The organism is Oryzisolibacter propanilivorax (genome assembly GCF_900103645.1).
Lineage (GTDB): Bacteria > Pseudomonadota > Gammaproteobacteria > Burkholderiales > Burkholderiaceae_C > Melaminivora > Melaminivora propanilivorax.
The window spans coordinates 398,454-417,445 of sequence record NZ_FNHP01000003.1 but is presented as its reverse complement, the minus strand read 5'-3'; the positions used below and the strand labels follow the sequence as shown (position 1 = coordinate 417,445).

Annotated in this window: 17 protein-coding genes; 6 read left to right on the top strand and 11 right to left on the bottom strand. The window is 66.4% G+C overall.

Features of this window, described 5'->3' with window-relative positions:
* Positions 1–11: 11 nt before the first annotated feature.
* The 5 genes from BLQ61_RS07450 to rodA form a co-directional block, all read right to left on the bottom strand.
* Positions 12–323 carry a hypothetical protein gene (locus tag BLQ61_RS07450; protein WP_091568467.1) on the bottom strand — a complete coding sequence of 104 codons (312 nt, stop codon included), beginning with the start codon at positions 321–323 and terminating at the stop codon, positions 12–14.
* Between the two features lie 46 nt (positions 324–369).
* On the bottom strand, positions 370–1,494 hold the full coding sequence (locus BLQ61_RS07445; protein WP_091568464.1) for a 3-deoxy-7-phosphoheptulonate synthase: 1,125 nt from the start codon (positions 1,492–1,494) through the stop codon (positions 370–372).
* Between the two features lie 248 nt (positions 1,495–1,742).
* Positions 1,743–2,288 carry a hypothetical protein gene (locus BLQ61_RS07440; RefSeq protein ID WP_091568462.1) on the bottom strand — a complete coding sequence of 182 codons (546 nt, stop codon included), beginning with the start codon at positions 2,286–2,288 and terminating at the stop codon, positions 1,743–1,745.
* Positions 2,289–2,361: 73 nt separating this feature from the next.
* Positions 2,362–3,822 carry a metalloprotease TldD gene (gene tldD, locus BLQ61_RS07435; protein ID WP_091568665.1) on the bottom strand — a complete coding sequence of 487 codons (1,461 nt, stop codon included), beginning with the start codon at positions 3,820–3,822 and terminating at the stop codon, positions 2,362–2,364.
* Between the two features lie 64 nt (positions 3,823–3,886).
* Positions 3,887–5,086 (bottom strand): rod shape-determining protein RodA, encoded by a 1,200-nt coding sequence (gene rodA / locus BLQ61_RS07430; RefSeq protein WP_091568459.1) that lies wholly within the window; start codon positions 5,084–5,086, stop codon positions 3,887–3,889.
* Positions 5,087–5,130: 44 nt separating this feature from the next.
* Between rodA and BLQ61_RS07425 the strand changes: the two genes are divergently transcribed.
* From BLQ61_RS07425 to mtgA, 5 genes are all read left to right on the top strand, one after another.
* Complete coding sequence (locus tag BLQ61_RS07425; RefSeq protein ID WP_091568663.1) at positions 5,131–5,715, top strand: YqiA/YcfP family alpha/beta fold hydrolase; 585 nt, start codon at positions 5,131–5,133, stop codon at positions 5,713–5,715.
* Between the two features lie 1,030 nt (positions 5,716–6,745).
* Positions 6,746–8,848, top strand: a complete 2,103-nt coding sequence (locus BLQ61_RS07420; protein WP_091568457.1) for an RNB domain-containing ribonuclease — start codon at positions 6,746–6,748, stop codon at positions 8,846–8,848.
* A gap of 18 nt (positions 8,849–8,866) precedes the next feature.
* The gene (locus BLQ61_RS07415; protein WP_091568455.1) at positions 8,867–9,712 is read left to right on the top strand and encodes an energy transducer TonB; all 846 of its coding nucleotides are present in this window, start codon (positions 8,867–8,869) and stop codon (positions 9,710–9,712) included.
* 53 nt (positions 9,713–9,765) lie between these two features.
* Complete coding sequence (aroE, locus tag BLQ61_RS07410) at positions 9,766–10,617, top strand: shikimate dehydrogenase (protein WP_091568452.1); 852 nt, start codon at positions 9,766–9,768, stop codon at positions 10,615–10,617.
* A gap of 31 nt (positions 10,618–10,648) precedes the next feature.
* Entirely contained in the window at positions 10,649–11,362 is a 714-nt protein-coding gene (gene mtgA, locus BLQ61_RS07405) for a monofunctional biosynthetic peptidoglycan transglycosylase (RefSeq protein ID WP_091568450.1), read from the top strand.
* 175 nt (positions 11,363–11,537) lie between these two features.
* Here the strand turns inward: mtgA and BLQ61_RS07400 are convergent, their stop codons facing one another.
* The 4 genes from BLQ61_RS07400 to BLQ61_RS07385 all read right to left on the bottom strand — a co-directional run bounded on the left by BLQ61_RS07400 (position 11,538) and on the right by BLQ61_RS07385 (position 15,451).
* Complete coding sequence (locus tag BLQ61_RS07400; protein WP_091568448.1) at positions 11,538–12,500, bottom strand: PDR/VanB family oxidoreductase; 963 nt, start codon at positions 12,498–12,500, stop codon at positions 11,538–11,540.
* Positions 12,501–12,661: 161 nt separating this feature from the next.
* Complete coding sequence (locus BLQ61_RS07395; RefSeq protein WP_245703893.1) at positions 12,662–13,552, bottom strand: SDR family NAD(P)-dependent oxidoreductase; 891 nt, start codon at positions 13,550–13,552, stop codon at positions 12,662–12,664.
* A gap of 28 nt (positions 13,553–13,580) precedes the next feature.
* Positions 13,581–14,153, bottom strand: a complete 573-nt coding sequence (locus BLQ61_RS07390; RefSeq protein WP_175488237.1) for an aromatic-ring-hydroxylating dioxygenase subunit beta — start codon at positions 14,151–14,153, stop codon at positions 13,581–13,583.
* Positions 14,153–15,451 carry an aromatic ring-hydroxylating oxygenase subunit alpha gene (locus tag BLQ61_RS07385; RefSeq protein ID WP_091568443.1) on the bottom strand — a complete coding sequence of 433 codons (1,299 nt, stop codon included), beginning with the start codon at positions 15,449–15,451 and terminating at the stop codon, positions 14,153–14,155. The genes BLQ61_RS07390 and BLQ61_RS07385 overlap by 1 nt, the downstream gene beginning before the upstream one ends.
* A gap of 408 nt (positions 15,452–15,859) precedes the next feature.
* Between BLQ61_RS07385 and ruvC the strand changes: the two genes are divergently transcribed.
* The gene (gene ruvC, locus BLQ61_RS07380) at positions 15,860–16,408 is read left to right on the top strand and encodes a crossover junction endodeoxyribonuclease RuvC (protein WP_091568440.1); all 549 of its coding nucleotides are present in this window, start codon (positions 15,860–15,862) and stop codon (positions 16,406–16,408) included.
* Here ruvC and BLQ61_RS07375 read toward each other — a convergent pair.
* Together BLQ61_RS07375 and mpl are read right to left on the bottom strand one after the other, a co-directional pair.
* Positions 16,402–17,241, bottom strand: a complete 840-nt coding sequence (locus BLQ61_RS07375) for an alpha/beta fold hydrolase (protein WP_091568438.1) — start codon at positions 17,239–17,241, stop codon at positions 16,402–16,404. The two genes, ruvC and BLQ61_RS07375, sit on opposite strands and share 7 nt — an antisense overlap.
* Before the next feature lie 132 nt (positions 17,242–17,373).
* The gene (mpl, locus tag BLQ61_RS07370) at positions 17,374–18,777 is read right to left on the bottom strand and encodes a UDP-N-acetylmuramate:L-alanyl-gamma-D-glutamyl-meso-diaminopimelate ligase (RefSeq protein WP_091568660.1); all 1,404 of its coding nucleotides are present in this window, start codon (positions 18,775–18,777) and stop codon (positions 17,374–17,376) included.
* Positions 18,778–18,992: the final 215 nt, after the last annotated feature.

The window sequence follows — 18,992 nt, the reverse complement described above, 5'->3', positions numbered from 1 at the left end:
GCGGCGTGTGCTCAGAAGCTCACGGCCATCGCCGGCACGTCCACGCGCACCACCGGGCGCGACAGCGCCGCGACCGTGGCGCGTGCGAACTGCTGCGCCCAGGCGGCGTCGGCGAACTGCCGCGCGCCGGCCGCCTGCGCGACCACCAGCACCTTGTCGGCCAGCAGCACCTTGCCGCTGGCGCGCAGCGGCTCGCACTCCAGGCGCAGGAACTCGTTGTCCAGCCAGCGGCGTGCCTGCTCGTGCTCCAGCGGCGCGGCGCCTTGCAGGTCCAGGCGCAGCTCGGCGCCGGGGGTGAGGGTGACGAAGACTTCGCTGTGCATGGCGGTCGGCCTTTCTCCTGCGCTGCAGGGAATGAAAGGGCCGAGCTTATTGCACCGCCGCGCGGCGCGTGCGCACGGCGGCGGCCAGCTCGTCCAGCAGCGCCACCGAGTCGTCCCAGCCCAGGCAGGCGTCGGTGATGCTCTTGCCGTATTCCAGCGTGCGCGCGTCGTCCTGGCCGGGGGTGAACTTCTGCGCGCCGCCCACCAGGTGGCTCTCGACCATCACGCCGAAGACGCTCATCGAGCCGCCGGCAATCTGCCCGGCGATGTCGCGTGCCACGTCGCGCTGCTTCTCGTGCTGCTTGCTGCTGTTGGCGTGGCTGCAGTCGACCATCAGCGACGGGTGCAGGCCGGCCTTGTGCAGATCGGCGCAGGCCGCCTGCACGCTGTCCGCGTCGTAGTTGGGCGCCTTGCCGCCGCGCAGGATGACGTGGCAGTCGCGGTTGCCGGCGGTGTGCACGATGGCCACCTGGCCGTTCTTGTGCACCGACAGGAAATGGTGCCCGCGGCTGGCCGACTGGATGGCGTCAGTGGCGATGCGGATGTTGCCGTCGGTGCCGTTCTTGAAGCCGATGGGCGCGGAGATGCCCGAGGCCAGCTCGCGGTGCACCTGGCTTTCGGTGGTGCGCGCGCCGATGGCGCCCCAGCTGATCAGGTCGCCGATGTACTGCGGGCTGATCACGTCCAGGAACTCGCTGCCGGCCGGCACGCCCAGGCGGTTGATGTCGATCAGCAACTGGCGCGCGATGCGCAGGCCCTCGTCGATGCGGTAGCTGCCGTCCAGGTAGGGGTCGTTGATCAGGCCCTTCCAGCCCACGGTGGTGCGCGGCTTCTCGAAGTACACGCGCATCACGACCTCCAGGTCGCCGGCGTACTGCGCGCGCACCGCCTGCAGGCGCCGGGCATAGTCCAGCGCCGCCTGCGGGTTGTGGATCGAGCACGGTCCGATGACCACCAGCAGCCGGTCGTCCTGGCCGGCCATGATGCGCTGGATGTTGCGGCGCGTGCTGGCGATGAGTGTCTCGACTTCGGAGCCCCGGATGGGGAAGAAACGGATCAGATGGTCGGGAGGCGGGAGCACGGTGATGTCCTGGATGCGTTGGTCGTCGGTCTGGCTGGTTTTCTCGACGGACGGATACCAGGTGTCGGGCGTGGGAATGCGGGCGTTCATGGCGGGGCTCTCGTGAAGGAAGAAGAAGGAAGGGCGGAGGGAAGAAAAACGGGCCAAAAAAAACCGCCGGGCTGCGTCAGCTTCGGCGGTTTTCGGGAGGTCTGTGGGGGTGCGGGTGCGCGTGTGCCTCTCTATCCGCCTGGGGAAGAGAACCAAAAGTAAAAGAAAAAGGGCGCAACGCGGCGGGTCATGCGGGCCAATGTAGCACGCTTTGCCGCAGTGCAACATGGGGCGGCGTTGCCATGCCGCTACAGCCGGCCGCGGACCAGCCAGGCACGCAGGCGTGCCAGCAACGGCACGCGCGCCGGCCGCATCGGCGCCGAAAGCGGCAGCGAGCGCGGGGCGCCGGCACCGTGCTGCTGGTACAGATCGAGCAGCAGCAGGGCCTCGCCCAGGGTGCGCCAGGCCAGGCGCTCGAAGTCGGCAAAGCATTGCTGCTCGGCTTCCTCCAGCCGGTCCAGGGCGTCGCGCCAGCGCTGCAGCGCGGCGCGCAGGGCCGTCACCGCCTGCTGGTAGGCGCCAAATTCATACAGGTCATGCCAGGCCGAGGCCATGCCGGTGAGCAGCAGCTGGTGCTGGCGCAGTTGCTGCGCCAGTTGCATCGCCTGTCGCGTGATGGCGCCGACCGCGCCTGGCTCGCGCCGCACCTGGGTGGTGCGCTCTAGCTGCGCCGACAGCGCCAGCAAGCCGGCGCGCAGGGCGCGGGTGTCGGGGTTGTGCGCGTCCTGCCACAGAAAGCGCGTGATGCGCTGTTCCAGCCCGTAGAGCGAGCCGGTGTGCAGGCCGCCGAGCAAGGAGGATGAAGCAGGGCTGCGCGGCGGCATGAGACAGCGGGACTGGCTCCAGGCGCGGTGCCCGCCGGCGGCCTCAGGCGGTGCCGCCCACCGTCAGGCCTTCGATGCGCATGGTCGGCTGGCCCACGCCCACCGGCACGCTCTGGCCTTCCTTGCCGCAGGTGCCCACGCCGCTGTCCAGCTTCAGGTCGTTGCCGATCATGGTCACCTTCTTCAGCGACTGCGGGCCGCTGCCGATGATGGTCGCGCCCTTGACCGGGTACTGGATGCGGCCGTTTTCCACCCAGAAGGCCTCGCTGGCCGAAAACACGAACTTGCCGCTGGTGATGTCCACCTGCCCGCCGCCGAAATTGGTGGCGTACAGGCCCTTCTTGATGCTGGCGACGATCTCCTGCGGGTCGCGGTCACCGCCCAGCATGTAGGTGTTGGTCATGCGCGGCATGGGGATGTGCGCGTAGCTCTCGCGCCGGCCGTTGCCCGTGGGCGCCACGCCCATCAGGCGCGCGTTCAGGCTGTCCTGGATATAGCCCTTGAGGATGCCGTCCTCGATCAGCACGTTCTTTTGCGTGGCGTGGCCCTCGTCGTCCACGTTCAGCGAGCCGCGCCGGTCCGCCATGGTGCCGTCGTCCAGCACGGTGACGCCCTTGGCCGCCACACGCTCGCCGATCAGGCCGCTGAAGGCCGACGAGCCCTTGCGGTTGAAGTCGCCCTCCAGGCCGTGGCCGACGGCCTCGTGCAGCAGCACGCCGGGCCAGCCCGGGCCGAGTACCACGGTCATCTCGCCGGCCGGCGCCGGGCGCGAGTCCAGATTCGTCAGCGCCGCGTTCACCGCCTCGTCCACGTACTGGCCGATCTGCGCGTCGGTGAAGTACGCCAGGCCGAAGCGCCCGCCGCCGCCCGAGGAGCCGACCTCGCGCCGGCCGTTGTGTTCGGCGATCACGGTGATCGACAGGCGCACCAGCGGGCGCACGTCGGCCGCCAGGGTGCCGTCGGCGCGCGCCACCAGCACCACGTCGTACTCGCTGGCCAGGCCCGCCATGACCTGCGCCACGCGTGGGTCCTTGGCGCGGGCGCGCTGCTCGGCGCGCTCCAGCAGCTGCACCTTGGCGGTGCTGTCCATCGAGGCGATCGGGTCCAGGTGCGGGTACAGCGAGCGGCTCTGGGCGATTTTCTGCCCCGGCACGCGCCGGCGCCCGCCCTGGCCGGCGGCGGCGATGGCGCGCACCGTGCCGGCCGCGTCCAGCAGCGAGGCCTCGGAGATGTCGTCGGAATAGGCGAACGCCGTCTTCTCGCCGCTCACCGCGCGCACGCCCACGCCCTGGTCGATGGAGAACGAGCCAGTCTTGACGATCCCTTCCTCCAGGCTCCAGCCCTCGTGGCGCGTGTACTGGAAGTACAGGTCGGCGTCGTCGACCTGGTGCGCGCGGATGTGCGCCAGCGCGCGCGCCAGGTGCGTCTCGTCCAGGCCGAAGGGGGTGAGCAGCAGCTCGCGCGCCACAGCCAGGCGCTCGATGGTCGGTTCGCGGGAAATCATGCGCGGATTGTAGGCAGCGCCCTGCGTCCCCTGCAGCGCCAGGGGCAGCGCGAAACGCACGGTTTCAGGGACGTTCGGGCCTCCAGTGCTGCTCGTCCGGCGCATGCTGCGCGCGCGCCACCGACATCAGCACGCCCAGCGCCAGCCCCAGCGTGGCCATGGCCGTGCCGCCGTAGCTGATGAAGGGCAGCGGCACCCCCACCACCGGCAGCAGGCCGCTGACCATGCCCATGTTCACGAACGCGTAGGCGAAGAAGATCATCGACACCCCGGCCGCCATCAGCCGCCCGAACAGCGTGCCCGCCTGCGCCGCGATGGCCAGCCCGCGCCAGACCAGCAGCAGGTAGCAGGTGATGAGGGTCAGGTTGCCCACCAGGCCGAATTCTTCGGAATAGGCAGCGAAGATGAAGTCGGTGGTGCGCTCGGGGATGAACTCCAGGTGCGTCTGCGTGCCGGCCATGAAGCCCTTGCCCCACAGCCCGCCCGAGCCGATGGCGATCATCCCTTGGATGATGTGAAAGCCTTTGCCCAGCGGGTCGCGCGTGGGGTCCAGCAGCGTGCAGATGCGCTGCTGCTGGTAGTTGTGCAGCACCGGCCAGCGCACGCCGTCGGCGCAGATCTGCGGCTCGAACCACACCACCATGCCGATGCCCACGGCGGCCAGCAGCACCGGCGGCACCACCAGCTTCCAGGGTAGGCCGGCGAAGAAGATCACCGACAGCCCGGCGGCCAGCACCAGCAGCGCCGTGCCCAGGTCGGGCTGCTTCATGATCAGCCCGACGGGCAGCGCCAGCATCGCCGCGGCGATGACGAAGTCCACGGCGCGCAGCTGGCCCTCGCGTTTTTGAAACCACCAGGCCAGCAGTAGCGGCATGGCGATCTTCATCAGCTCGCTGGGCTGGACCACCACGCCGACGTTGATCCAGCGCTGCGCGCCCTTCTTGGTGATGCCGAACAGCGCCACCGCCACCAAGAGCGCCACGCCCAGGGTGTAGAGCGGCAGCGCCAGGCTCATCAGCCGCTGCGGCGGCACCTGCGCCACCACGAACAGGATGCCGGCGGCCAGCAACATGTTGCGCCCGTGGTCAGCGAAGCGCGTGCCGTGGTCGAAGCCGGCCGAGTACATCGCCACCAGGCCGATGCCGGCCAGCACCAGCAGGATGGCGATCAGCGGCCAGTCGAAGCCGCGCAGCAGCGGCAGGATGCGCTGGGCGAGGGTCGGGGACTGAAAAGGGGATGCGCTGCTGCCGGAGGTGGTCGCCATGGGGCGGCGATTATCCGGGCCGCGCCCGTCCGACAATGGCGCGCATGGCCAATACCCATCTGCTGTACCTGCACGGTTTCCGCTCCTCTCCGCTGTCCGCCAAGGCACAGCTCACGGCCGCCCGCGTGGCGGCGCGCCATCCCGGCGTCACCTGGTGGTGCCCGCAGCTGCCGCCGTCGCCGCGCGAGGCGCTGGCGCTGGTGCAGCGCGGCATCGCCGACTGGCCGGCCGGGCGCATGGCGGTGATCGGCTCGTCGTTGGGGGGCTTTTATGCCAGCTGGGTGGCGCATGCCAAGCACTGCCCCAGCGTGCTGCTGAACCCGGCGGTCGATCCGGCACGCGACCTGGCGCGCTACATCGGTGAGCAGACGGCGTGGCACGACCCCGAGGCCCGGTTCTTCTTTCGCGCCGAGTACATCGACGAGCTGCGGGCGTGGGACGTGCGCGGGCAGGCGCCGGGCGGGGCGGAGTTGCTGCTGGCAATGCAGGGGGATGAGGTGCTGGACTGGCGGGAGATGGTGGAGAGGTATCCGCAGGCGCGGCAGGTGGTGTTGCCGGGAGGGGACCATGCGTTGAGTGTGTATCCAGAGTGGGTGGATGCGGTGCTGGAGTTTTGTCAGTTGGCGTAGTCTTCTTTTGATAGCTGGAAGACCTTTGCTTACATGGGCTTGAGGCTGTTTTGAGTGTTGGTTTCTTGGTTTGGTTCGGGGGCCGGGACTCGCCCCGGCGGGCGACTTCCTTTCTTGCTCGTGCAAGAAAGGAAGCAAAGAACACGGCCCCACGGCTGCGACCCCTTCGCTGGCGCGAAGGGGCAGACCTGGGGCGGGACGCTTGCGGGGTGGGCCGCAGAACTCACTGCGCTGCTGCGCAGCTTCGTTCAGACAACTGCGGCCAGTCAGTTCACGAAGCATGGGCGCACCTGCGCCCATACCACCCCGCCAGCGCCCCGCCCCAGGCGCAGCCTTAAAGGGGCGAAGGCGGGAGCGGAGAGAGGCCGGCGCTGCGCGCGGCCTGATGACAGACAGCGGCCCTCTTGCTCCCTCGCCCCCGCCAGGGGGAGAGGGCGGGGGTGAGGGGGTGATGGTTCGGGCGCTGCGCCTGTACCAGCCCTTCCACCCTCACCCCAGCCCTCTCCCGCCCTGCGGGAGAGGGAGTGAAGACCACGCGGTGCGGCTGTCCCGGCTGTCCCGGCTGTTTGGCTGTTCCCTCTCCCCACCACCCCCTTCAAAGGCCGCGCCTGTCTCGGGGCGCTGGCGGGGTGGCATGGGCGTCGCAGCGCCCATGCTTCGTACTCTGACTCGCTGCGGTTGTCTGAACGAAGCGCCTGCAAGGCGCGAAGTGAGTTCCGCAGCGCACCCCGCCAGTGCCCCGAGACAGGTTGCCCCCACGCGAGAGCGTGGGGGACGCAGCCTGCGGGGGCGCACTTCTTTTGCTCACTTTTCTTGTGCGAGCAAGAAAAGGAGGTCGCCCGCCGGGGCGAGTCCCGGCCCCCGCAGTCACCAACAAAACCAACACAAAAACTGCCCCCAGCCGTGATAAACAAACACCCGACAGCTATCAAAAAGAAACCACTACCCTAAAAGCCGGACAGCACCTCGAACCTCCACATTCCAAGCCCCCAACCAGCCCCCACACCCGCCATGGGAAAATCCCCCTCCTATGCATGCACTGTTCGACGACGCCGGCAAATTCCTCGCCGGCCGCATCCTCTCGGAGTCCGACACCTCGGCGCAGATCGAGCTCGACTCGGGCAAGCGGGTCAAGGCCAAGACCGCCAACATCCTCCTGAAATTCGACAAACCCCAGCCCGCCGAGCTGCTGGCCGCCGCGCGCGACGTGGCCGCCGCGGTCGAGCCGGCGCTGGCCTGGGAGTTCGCCCCGGAAGACGAGTTCGGATTCGCCGACCTGGCGCGCGACTATTTCTCCGACACCGCCCCGCCGGCCGAGCTGGCCGGCATGCTGATGGCGCTGCAGGACGCGCCGCACTACTTCCGCCGCGCCGGCAAGGGCCGCTTCAAGAAGGCCTCGGCCGAGGTGGTGCAACAGGCGCTGGCTGCCATCGAGAAGAAAAAGCAGCTGCAGGCGCAGATCGACGCCTGGGCCGCGCAGCTGGTCGCGGGGACCTGCCCGGCGCCGATCGGCGAGCAGCTGTACAAGATCCTGTTCAAGCCGGACAAGAACGCGCCCGAATACAAGGCCGTGGTCGAGGCCAGCCGCAGCGCGCAGCTGGCGCCGCTGGCGCTCCTGGAGCGCGCGGGTGCCATCACCTCCAGCTACCAGTTCCACTGGCAGCGCTTCCTGTTCGAGCACTTCCCGCGCGGCACGGGCTTCCCGGAGCTGGCCACGCCCGAGCCGCCGCAGGACCTGCCGCTGGCCGAGGTGCAGGCGTTTTCCATCGACGACTCGGCCACCACCGAGATCGACGACGCGCTGTCGCTCACCGGCCTGGGCAGCGGCACGGTGCGCCTGGGCATCCACATCGCCGCGCCCGGCCTGGGGCTGGTGCCGGGCGACGCGCTGGACCGGGTGGCGCGCCAGCGCCTGTCCACCGTCTACATGCCGGGGCACAAGATCACCATGCTGCCGCAGGAGGTGGTACAGCGCTACACGCTGGACGAGGGCCGCGCCAACCCGGCGGTGTCGCTGTACGTGACCATCGACGAGGCGACGCTTTCCATCACCGGGCACGAGACGCTGCTCGAGCGCGTGCCGGTCAGCGTCAACCTGCGCCACGACCAGCTCGACCACATCGTCACCGAGGCCTGGCTGGCCGACCCGTCCATTCAGGTCGAAAATACGCCCCAGCCCTTGCTGGACCTGCGCGGACAGCTCTCCTTTTTGTATCGCCTGGCGCGCCAGCTGAAAGCCGCGCGCGAGGTGGTGCGCGGCAAGCCCGAGGCCTTCAACCGGCCCGACTACACGTTCCGCCTGAGCGGCCAGAGCGGCAAGGAGCCCGACGGCAGCGAGACGGTGGAGATCGGCACGCGCAAGCGCGGCGCGCCGCTGGACCTGATCGTGGCCGAGGCGGCCATCGTCGCCAACAGCACCTGGGGCCAGCTGCTGGCCGAGCACGGCGTGCCCGGCATCTACCGCAGCCAGGCCAGCCTGGCGCCGGGGGTGAAGGTGCGCATGTCGACCAAGGCGCTGCCGCACGCCGGCATCGGGGTGAAGAGCTATGCCTGGGCAACCTCGCCGCTGCGCCGCTATGTCGACCTGGTGAACCAGTGGCAGGTGATCGCCTGCGCGCGCCACGGCAAGACTGCCGCGCTGGCCGCGCCGTTCAAGCCTAAGGACGCCGAGCTGTTCGGTGTCATCAGCAATTTCGACACCACCTACGGCGCCTACAACGCCTACCAGAGCGGCATGGAGCGGCTGTGGACGCTGAAGTACCTGCAGCAGAACGCCATCACCGAGCTGGACGCGACGGTCATCCGCGACGCCGCCTCGGGCGGGCTGCTGCTGCGCGCCGATACGCTGCCGCTGGTGCTGCCGGCGCTCGGGCCCGCGACCCTGACGCGCGGCGCGCGCGTGCGGGTGCGCCTGGGCGAGATCGACGAGATCGGCCTGGACGTGCACGGCACCGTGCTCGAGCGCCTGGACGACCCGCAGGACGCGCGTGACGACGGCCCAGTGGACGACGACGGCGAGGACGACGGCGCCGCCGCAGGCCCGCTGGCCATCGCCGTCGACCTGCAGGAGGGCAGCGCGGACGCCGCTGCCGGAGCAGGCGCGGGCGAGCCGGGCCCGGCCGCCGCCGCCTGAGCACGCGCCCGAGCCGCCATGGCCCTTCCACGCCCGTCCACGCTGCAGCTCGCCCTGGGCGTTTCCGTCGCGCTGCACGCCGCGCTGGTGGCGGTGCGCTTCGTCGACCCCGAGCGCTTCAACCGGGTGTTCCAGGACACGCCGCTGGAGGTCATTCTGGTCAATGCGCGCAGCCAGGAAAAGCCTGACCAGGCGCAGGCCATCGCCCAGGCGTCGCTCGCCGGCGGCGGCGACGCCGAGGCGGGGCGGGCCACCAGCCCGCTGCCATCGGCGGCGCTCACGCGCATCGGCGACGAGCTGGAGGAGTCGCAGCGCCAGATGGACCAACTGCAGGAGCGCCAGACCCAGCTGCTGCAGCAGATGCGCCAGCAACTGGCCGCGCCCGTGCCTGCGCCGGTCCTGCCCAGTGACGCGGGCGAAGTGCTGACGCAGGAGCACAAGCGCCTGCACCTGCAAAAGCTGCTGGCCGAGATCGAGAAGCGCATCAACGAGGAAAACGCCCGCCCGCGCAAGCGCTATATCAGCCCGGCCACGCGCGAGGCGGTGTATGCCATCTACTACGACGCGCTGCGCCGGCGCATCGAGGACAAGGGCACGCAGAACTTCCCCGAACAGGCCGGCAGGAAGCTCTACGGCGAGCTGGTCATGGTCATCACCGTGAACCACGACGGCCGGGTGCTGGAGACCGAGGTCGCCCAGGGCTCGGGCAACGCGCTGCTGGACCGCCGCGCCGAGGCCATCGTGCGCGCGGCGGCGCCGTTCGGCGCCTTCGGCCCGGCGATGCGCGCGCGCGCCGACCAGATCGCCGTGGTCTCGCGCTTTCGCTTCACGCGCGAGCAGACGCTGGAGACCGACGTGCGCTGATGCCGCGCCGCCCTGCCTGGTTCCACCCGTAGCCTGCCGACCCCTTTTTTTCCATGACTGTTCCAGATCTGTACTGCGTGATCGGCAACCCCGTGGCGCACAGCCGCTCGCCCTGGATCCACGCGCGCTTCGCCCAGCTGACCGGCCAGGCGCTGACCTATGAGCGCCTGCTGGCGCCCGAGGGCGGCTTCGCCGCGGCGCTGGCGGGTTTCGCCGCGCGCGGCGGGCGCGGCTGCAACGTCACCGTGCCGTTCAAGCTGGATGCCGCCCGGTGCGCGCACGGCGCCAGCGCGCGCGTGCAGCTCGCCGGCGCCGCCAACACGCTGGTGCTGCAGCCGGACGGGCGCATCCACGCCGACAACACCGACGGCCTGGGCTTGGTGGCCGACATCGTGCACGGCGCCGGCACGCCCCTGGCCGGGGACGACTTGCTGCTGCTGGGCGCGGGCGGCGCGGCGGCCGGGGTGCTGGGCCCCTTGATCGAGCAGCGCCCGCGCCGCCTGGTGCTGGCCAACCGCACGCCGGCGCGCGCGCAGGCCCTGGCGCACAGCCACGTGGCGCTGGCGGCGCTACACAAAGTAGAGCTGGAGGCCGTTGATCTGCAAGGGCTGGAGGGCGATTTCGATATGGTCATCAATGCCACCGCCAGCAGCCTGGACAGCGCCGGCGTGCCGGTGCCGACCGGCGTGCTGCGTGCCGGCGGCCTGGGCTACGACATGATGTACGGCCCGGCCGCCGAGGGTTTCCTGGCCTGGGCGCGCACCCAGGGCGCGCAGGGCCGCGACGGTCTGGGCATGCTGGTGCAGCAGGCGGCGGCGGCGTTCGCGCTGTGGCGCGGCGTGCATCCGCCGGCGGCGCAGGTGCTGCAGGAACTGCGCGCGGCCATGGCCGCGGGCGCGGCCTGACGCGCGGGCGAGCCAGAGGGGGACAGGCAGCATGCGGGCCCTGCTGCGCTGGCTGGCGCTGGTGCTGTGTGCGCTGCTGGCGCTGCAGCTGTTCTTCGTGCTGCGCATCGCCGCCATGGCGGTGCTCGATCCACAATCCACCACCTTCCAGCGCTCCGAGGCCTGGGCGCTGGCCACCGGCGAGACGCCCTTCGCCTGGCGCCAGCAGTGGGTGCCGTACGACCAGATCTCCGAACATCTGAAGCGCGCGGTGATCGCCGCCGAGGACGACGGCTTCGCCCTGCACGCCGGCGTGGACTGGCAGGCCATGGAGCGTGCCTGGCAGCGCAACGCCCGTCTGGCCGCGCAGCCCGAGCGCCTGAACGCCCGCGCGCCGCGCATCCGCGGCGGCTCGACCATCACCCAGCAGCTGGCCAAGAACCTGCTGCTGTCGGGCGAGCGCACGCTGGTGCGCAAGGGCCAGGAAATGCTGCTGACCTTCCTGCTCGAGCGGCTGCTGACCAAGCAGCGCATCCTGGAGATCTACCTGAACAACGTCGAGTGGGGCAGCGGCATCTTCGGCGCCGAGGCCGCCGCGCGGCACTACCACCGCAAGAGCGCGCGCCAGCTCGGCCCTGCTGAGGCGGCGCGCTTGGCGGTGATGCTGCCGGCGCCCAAGCGCTTCGAGCAGCAGCCGGGGTCGGCCTACCTCACCGGGCGCACGCGCCTCATCCTGGGCCGCATGCGCAGCGCGCAGCTGCCGTGATCCACCAGTAACGCGCGCCTCTCGAGCGACTGCGTTATTTGGCGACGACCTTCAATCGCTGGGTACACCCGCATGGACGGCTGTGCTTTTTTGAAACTGGGAGGCGGACCAAGGCGGAAGTGCGCCACGACGCTGACTCGTTCCGCACCCTGACTAGATCCGCGCAGGCAAGCAATCAAATGTCAAGCACGAGCATGCTGCCGGGTTTGGCTCGGGAGCAGCAGATCAAGATTTGGTCTTGTCTGTCGGCCTCGCTGAGAATCAGGTCCTGATGATCGACCTCACCAGACAGGTAACGAGTCTGGCAGGTGCCGCATACGCCCGCCTCGCATGACGTTTCACACTCCACGCCGGCAGAGCGCAGCGACTCGACGATCGATTGGTGGGCAGGTATTTCCACTATCTGTCCCGTGCTGCTGATTTGCACGCTGAAACTGCCCGCTGCAACGGATGCAGCACCCGTCATGCCCTGCGAGACCGTCGGTGCGCCAAACAACTCGTAGTGAACAGTCCCTTTTGGCCAGTGCTGGGCATTTTCATTGATGGCCTTGATCAATCCATGAGGGCCACAAAAATAAAGCTGGGTGCCGGGTTGGTGTTGTTTCAGAATGGATTGCAGATCGAGCTGGTTTTCACGGCTGCCTTCATCATAGTGAAAGACAACGCGATCGCGGAAATGGCCGCTGCTCAATTTTTCCCTAAAAGCGGCCCGCTCGGGTCGTTGGGCGCAATAATACATCGTGTAGTTCGCGCCTATGGAATGCAGTCGCTCGGCCATGGCCTTGATCGGTGTTATTCCAATGCCTCCAGCTATTAGCAGATAACGATCGGCGCCCTCGTCGAGGATGAAATGATTGCGCGGCTCGGAAATTTCGACCGTATCACCTTCCTGGATCTTTTCATGAATCCTGGTTGAGCCACCACGTCCGGTGCGTTCATGCAAGACCGCTATCTGATAGCGATGACGTTCATCAGGGTTGTTGCAGAGTGAATACTGTCGAATATAGCCATCCGGCAGGTGGATATCTATATGCGCGCCTGCTTGAAAGGCCGGCAAATCGATGCCTGCGGGATGGACCAGTTCAAGCGCATTGATATCCTGTGCGATGCGGCTGATCTGATTAACGATAACATGCATGATGTTTCATTCCTGTGAGCCTTGTTTTGCGCGCCAAATCACTGCATGCCTGGATGTCACCACTGCGGGGCAAGGTGGTGGTGTTGTCAACCTGTTTTTGCAGTGTTGCGACTGATATGACCAATATGGGATTCTTTGCTTCCCTGCTGCTGAGGCCTGTTTCAGGAAACCCGCTCAGCTCCGCCTTCCACGCCAAGAACTTTGCTTGTGACCCAACGGGACGCATCCGACGCGAAGTACAACGCTGCTGCGGCAATGTCTTCGGGTTTCCCGAATGCGCCCATGGGAATCATGCCAAGCATTGCTTTTTCGTGCTCAGGAGCGGTTTTCAAATAATCCGCCAACGAATCTGTCAGTATTGGGCCTGGTTCAATGACGTTGATGCGTATGTCGGGTGCATAATCGTTTGCCAGATTGCGAGACAGATGGTTCAAGGCTGCCTTCGCGGCCGCATAGGCGCTGAAATTCTTTTGGGCAAAACGCGCTGCCACCGATGAAATGTTGATGACGGAACCTCCTCCGCTCGCCCGCATCGGGTCAGCCACTTTCTGGATCAGGAGAAAGGCCGGCGTCACATTCCAACTCAGGGCATGGTTGAAATCCTCGGCGCTGGTCGTGCCAGGATCGTTCGGCCCCGTGCCGCCGGCATTGTTGACTAGCACATGGATACCGCCCAGTTCAGCCTGGGTACGAGCGACCAGGTTGTCGAGCATGGCTTCATCATTCACATCGCATACCACACTGATCGCCCGTTGCCCCAGTTTCTGAATCTCGGCAGCGACGGCTTCCAAGTCGGACCGAGTGCGGGCGGCCAGCGCCACATCTGCGCCGGCCTGAGCAAAGGCAATGGCACAGGCCCGACCAATTCCCTTGCCGGCGCCGGTAACGATCGCAACCTTGCCTTTTAACGAAAATAAACCTGGAACATCGATCATGGTTTCATCAGTACATGATGGCCAAATATTGAATTTGGCCGAATAAAAAAAGCAGCCTGGTGCCGGAATCCAGAAGTCTGGACGGAGGTCAAGGCTGCCTAAAGAGTTTTTCGTCAAGAACGACTGTATGCCTGTCAGTTCATGTTCAGAAAATCAGCGCCATGGTAGGTGCGGTGACCACATCCCAGCTGGGAATGACTTCGCGCGCGACAATTTTGAAGGTATCGCCGATGATCAACAAGCGATCGCGTCGACTGCCGGTATAAATGTGATTATTATCTCGATGGTGGCTGTAATACAGAACGAAATTCGAATGCGTCAAGCATTCTTCTTCATTCAGTTTTTGCACCTCGATATTTGCGATCACACGGCAAGTTCTTTCTGCCGGGCATTCCGATCGTGCGCTGATCTTGTAATGTCGATTGGCCCGAATCTGGAGTTGGGCAAAACCCTCCAGCCGCAGCGGTGAGGCATGTGGTCCACGAAGTTCAATTTCCTTTTCTACGGAAATAAGCTCATGCGTGCCATTCACTTTTGGATCAGGTTGTGGCACGTGGCGGGACGCAACGGCGTACTCAATTTTTGGATCCAACAGTTCAAGCCATCCGCGAAAATGCCGTTCATCCAGGAGTCGAGCCTCAAGATAATAGAACTGGCTAACGCGAAAAATCAGATTGGCATCCTGGGTTGGCGTGAAATCATGATGTGTCATGGCCATCATTCGCCTCCCTTTTTCATGTCTTCCTTCCATCTGAGGTAAAACTGCCGTACATAATGTTCGTTATAGCAGTCTCCAACCTGTCCAGGCATTTCGGGGTGACTCGTTTCCTCACCTAGCCCGAGTTCGCAAACCAGGGGTGTATCTTCCATGCCAGGGATGCTGGCACCGATGAATTGTTGTTGCCAGGAGTACACGTCCTCCTGTTCAAGGGCGCCACCAGGACCGAAATAGAAGTTGTAGTTGGGCCGCAGCATCTCCCGAACTGCATCGGAAGCATCGGCGGGAACGAACCACCATGTCCAGTATTCGGTTTCACCAGGCCCGCGTGGATGGCTGACCCGAATCGAGCTGTGGTAGCCAAAGGCCGAGAAGTTGGGGTAGACGCCCAATGTCGAAGCCTTGATGCGTCCCTGGACAGCGTCCAGACGCTTCATCGATTCACGTTGCGTGTTGAGAAGATATTCCTTCAACTCCTCTGGAACAGAATCCGAAAGCACTGCCTCCATTCCCCATGTCATATGCTCAATAGGAGTATCAGGTGGCAGGAGGCGCATGATCGATCCGTGCCCCGCCTTGGGCACGACATTCAGTCCGGTGTCTTCCGCGTTCTTCATGTCCTTGGCGCTGAGAAAAGAGCCATGCAGAAATTGTCCGTGCGCCACATCGCCCAGCAACGTTTCCACGGGCAACTTCCAGTTCGATGACAAGCGCCATTTCTGGGCTGCACCCACGACCTCTATGCCGGAAGGAAAGCGATCAAACATGGCTTCTAGGTAATAGCGCATGTCTCCTAGATGCGATTCCAGTGACTCCACCTCGGGGTCGAAGCAGCCGAAGATCAGGCCAAAGACACTTTCTATGCGTGGAACCTGCTTCAGGCCCAGCGACTCCTTGTTGATGCAGTTTTTCTTGCGGTCCTGGGGGACGAGGAGCAACCGGCCATCGGAGGCGTAGGTCCAGCCGTGATATGGACATACGAAGCTGCGTGCATTGCCCTTATCGGCGCTGCAGACAGGCACACCACGGTGCGAGCAGCTGTTGACGCTTGCGTGGATTTTTCCGTCTTCTCCACGAGCCACTATGACTGGTACTTCACCCATGTATGCCAGCATGAAGTCGCCAGAATTTTTGAGCTGGCTTTCATGCGCCAAATACAGCCAGTTATGCTTGAATATCCGATCCTGTTCTAGCCTATAAACGGCTTCGTCTGAATATATGCGCCGACTCATGCGGCTGGCGTTGCTGGAAAGTAATTTATCCATATCAATGGCAGATTCCATCGATAAGTTATTCATGAAATTTATCTCCTTTTTATGAATCGTAGGGAATGAATGATTATAAAATTTCCTGATTTATTTTCCTGAAATTCACTTTCCGTGAAATTTTCAGGTAATATTAATCAATGTATCAATGTTAATTCGCAAAATGATGCCGGCCAGGCTGTGAGGAAATTATTTTTCAGGGTTTTCAACGATTCATCGTTCACCTGGACTAGGGGCTTTCCCGGAAGGGAGTAAATGAGAAAAATTATCATTCATAAATATTTATCGCCTGTTCTCGAACCTCTCGATGAAACAATGGCCTTCTTTTTTGGATGTGGATTTGGGTAAATGGCTGCGATCTGCCTGAGAGCCTTTTTATTGCTATAAAATCTGCCTCTCGTCCATGATTGGCATGGGCTTGCAGCTATTAATTTCATAGCAATGAGAATCCTCGGCATCGACCCCGGCCTGCAGACCACCGGCTTTGGCGTGGTCGACGTGGACGGTCAGCGCCTGGCCTATGTCGCCAGCGGCACCATCCGCACCGCCAGCGTGGCGCTGGGTGACCTGCCCGGACGGCTGAAGGTGCTGTTCGACGGCATCAGCGAGGTGGCGGCGCGCTACACGCCCGACAGCGCGGCGGTGGAGATCGTCTTCGTCAACGTCAACCCGCAGTCCACGCTGCTGCTGGGGCAGGCGCGCGGCGCGGCGCTCACGGCGCTGGTCAACGCCGACCTGCCGGTGGCCGAATACACCGCGCTGCAGATGAAAAAGGCCGTGGTCGGCCACGGCCGCGCGGCCAAGTCGCAGGTGCAAGAAATGGTGCGCCGCCTGCTGCAGTTGCCCGGCCTGCCGGGCACCGACGCGGCCGACGCGCTGGGCTTGGCCATCACCCACGCCCACGCTGGGGCGGCCATGGCGCGTGTGGGCGAGGTGGCGCAGCTGCAGCGCCGCCAGCACGCGCTGTACAAGGGCGGGCGCAGCTACTGAGCGGCAGGCGGGCACGCCTGCAGGAAGTCCACCACGCGCCGGGCCACCTCCTCGGCGCGCTCGCGGTGCGGCACGTGGCGCACGCCGGGCATCAGGCACAGCTGCGCCGGCCCGGCCACCTGCGCGGCGATCCTGAGCGGATGTGCCTGGGAGCCGTACTCGTCCTCGCTGCCGTGCAGCACCAGCGCCGGGCAGCGCACCTGCGCCAGCGCCGGCTGCAGCGAAAAATCGGCGAAGGCGGGCGACAGCCAGGTACTGATCCAGGCATTCAGCACCCAGTCGGTACGCTCGCCGTGGTAGCGCGCCAGCCGCGCGCGCTCGGCCGGGTCGGCGAACGCGGCCTGTGCCTGGCGGATGCCGGCCAGCGTGCGCTCCTCGACGAAGGCCTGCGCCGCCTCGGTGATCAGCGCCTCGCAATGCGCGGCATGCCGCGCCGCGCAGTGCACTGCCATGCCGCCGCCCACGCTGTGGCCGAAGACGGCGAAGCGCTCCAGGCCCAGTTGCGTACGCAGCGGCGTGAAGACTTCCCACGCCTCGCGCTCGACGAAATCCAGCGGCAGCGCGCCGCTGCGTGGCATGGACTGGCCGAAGCCGGGGCGGTCGTAGGCGATCACGGCGCGGCCCGTGCGGCGCGCCAGCAGCGCGGGAAAGTCGCGCCACAGCGCGATGCAGCCCAGCGAGTCGTGCAGCAGCACGATCGGGGCGGGCGCGCGCGTCGCCGCGTCCGTGCCGGCTGGCTGCCAGCGGCGCGCCAGCACGCGGCCCAGGCCGGTGCCGATCCAATGGTCCTGGAACGGAACGTCGGGCGCGAGCGTCGAGGTGGCGTGGGGCATGGAAGGGCAGGGCAGGGCAGGATGGAGCAGGGCGGCTGACAGGGTCCGGGCTGCGCAGGCGAGCGGCTGGGCGGTCTAAGCTGGTTCGGGCTGAGCGGGGTCCAGCGCTGCGAGGGCGCGCGGGCCGCGCGTTCAGCGCCCGCCCAGCGCCTGCAGCAGCCGGCCGTGGATGCCGCCGAAGCTGCCATTGCTCATGCACACCACCTGGTCGCCTGCTCGCGCGGCGGCGGCCACCTGCGTCACCAGCGTGTCCACGTCGGCGGCGGTGCGCGCGCGCCCGCCCAGCGGCGCCAGCGCGGCGGCGGCGTCCCAGTCCAGCCCGGCGGTGTGGCAAAAGCTCAGGTCGGCGCCCTGCAGCGCCCAGGGCAGCTGTGCGGCCATGGTGCCCAGCTTCATGGTGTTGCTGCGCGGCTCGAATACCGCCAGGATGCGCGCGCCCGGTGCCAGGCGCTGGCGCAGGCCGTCCAGTGTGGTGCGGATGGCGCTGGGGTGGTGCGCGAAGTCGTCATACACCGCCACGCCGCCGGCCGTGCCGCGCAGTTCCATGCGCCGGCGCACGTTCTGAAAATGGGCCAGCGCCTCGCAGGCCTGCGCCGGCGGCACGCCGACGTGCTCGGCCGCAGCGATCGCCGCCAGGGCGTTGAGCTGGTTGTGCACGCCGCCGAGCGCCCACTGCACGCGCGGCGCGCCTCCGCCTCCGGGGGCGCCGCGGCGCAGCACGGCGAAGTCGTGCGCCGGGCCGTCAGCGACGAAGTCGCTGCTGGCGGCGCCGAAGGTGGCCACCTCGCTCCAGCAGCCGGCGTGCAGCACGCGCGCCAGGCTTTCCTCCAGCCCGTTGGCGACCACGCGGCCAGACGGCGGCACGGTGCGCAGCAGGTGCTGGAACTGGCGCTCGATGGCCGCCAGGTCGTCGAAGATGTCGGCGTGGTCGAACTCCAGGTTGTTCAATACGGCCGTGCGCGGGCGGTAGTGCACGAACTTGCTGCGCTTGTCGAAGAACGCCGTGTCGTACTCGTCGGCCTCGATCACGAACAGCGGCCGCGTCTGGCTCGCCGCCTGCGCGCCCAGGCGCGCCGAGACGCCGAAGTTCAGCGGCACACCGCCCACCAGGAAGCCCGGCTGCAGCCCGGCGCTGTCCAGGATCCAGGCCAGCATCGAGGTGGTAGTGGTCTTGCCGTGCGTGCCGGCCACGGCCAGCACGTGCCGGCCGGCCAGCACCTGCTCGGCCAGCCACTGCGGGCCGCTGGTGTAGCGCGCGCCGGCGTCCAGGATGGCCTCCATCAGCGGGAATTTCGGCCGGCCATCGGCCAGACGCGCGCGGCTGACCACGTTGCCGACGACGAACACGTCGGGTTTCAAGGCCAGCTGGTCGGCGCCGTAGCCCTCGATCAGCTCGATGCCGAGCGCGCGCAGCTGCTCGCTCATCGGCGGATAGACGCCGGCATCGCAGCCGGTGACGCGGTGGCCCGCCTCGCGCGCCAGCGCCGCCAGCCCGCCCATGAAAGTGCCGCAGATGCCCAGGATGTGGATGTGCATGATGGCGTGCATTCTATGAAGGCCTCGACCAGCGCCGATGTTGTAGACGATATCGGCCGTAAGCCGTTTACATACAATGGCTTTCAGCTATTTTTTCGATAGCATGGAGGCGGCCAATGCCCCTGTGGGCCATGCGCGTTGCCGCCGTGGCGCGCCGCGGCGCGGCGCCACAATGGCGGCTTTGCGCCTGCCGCGTCACTTGCCCAGACCCTTCG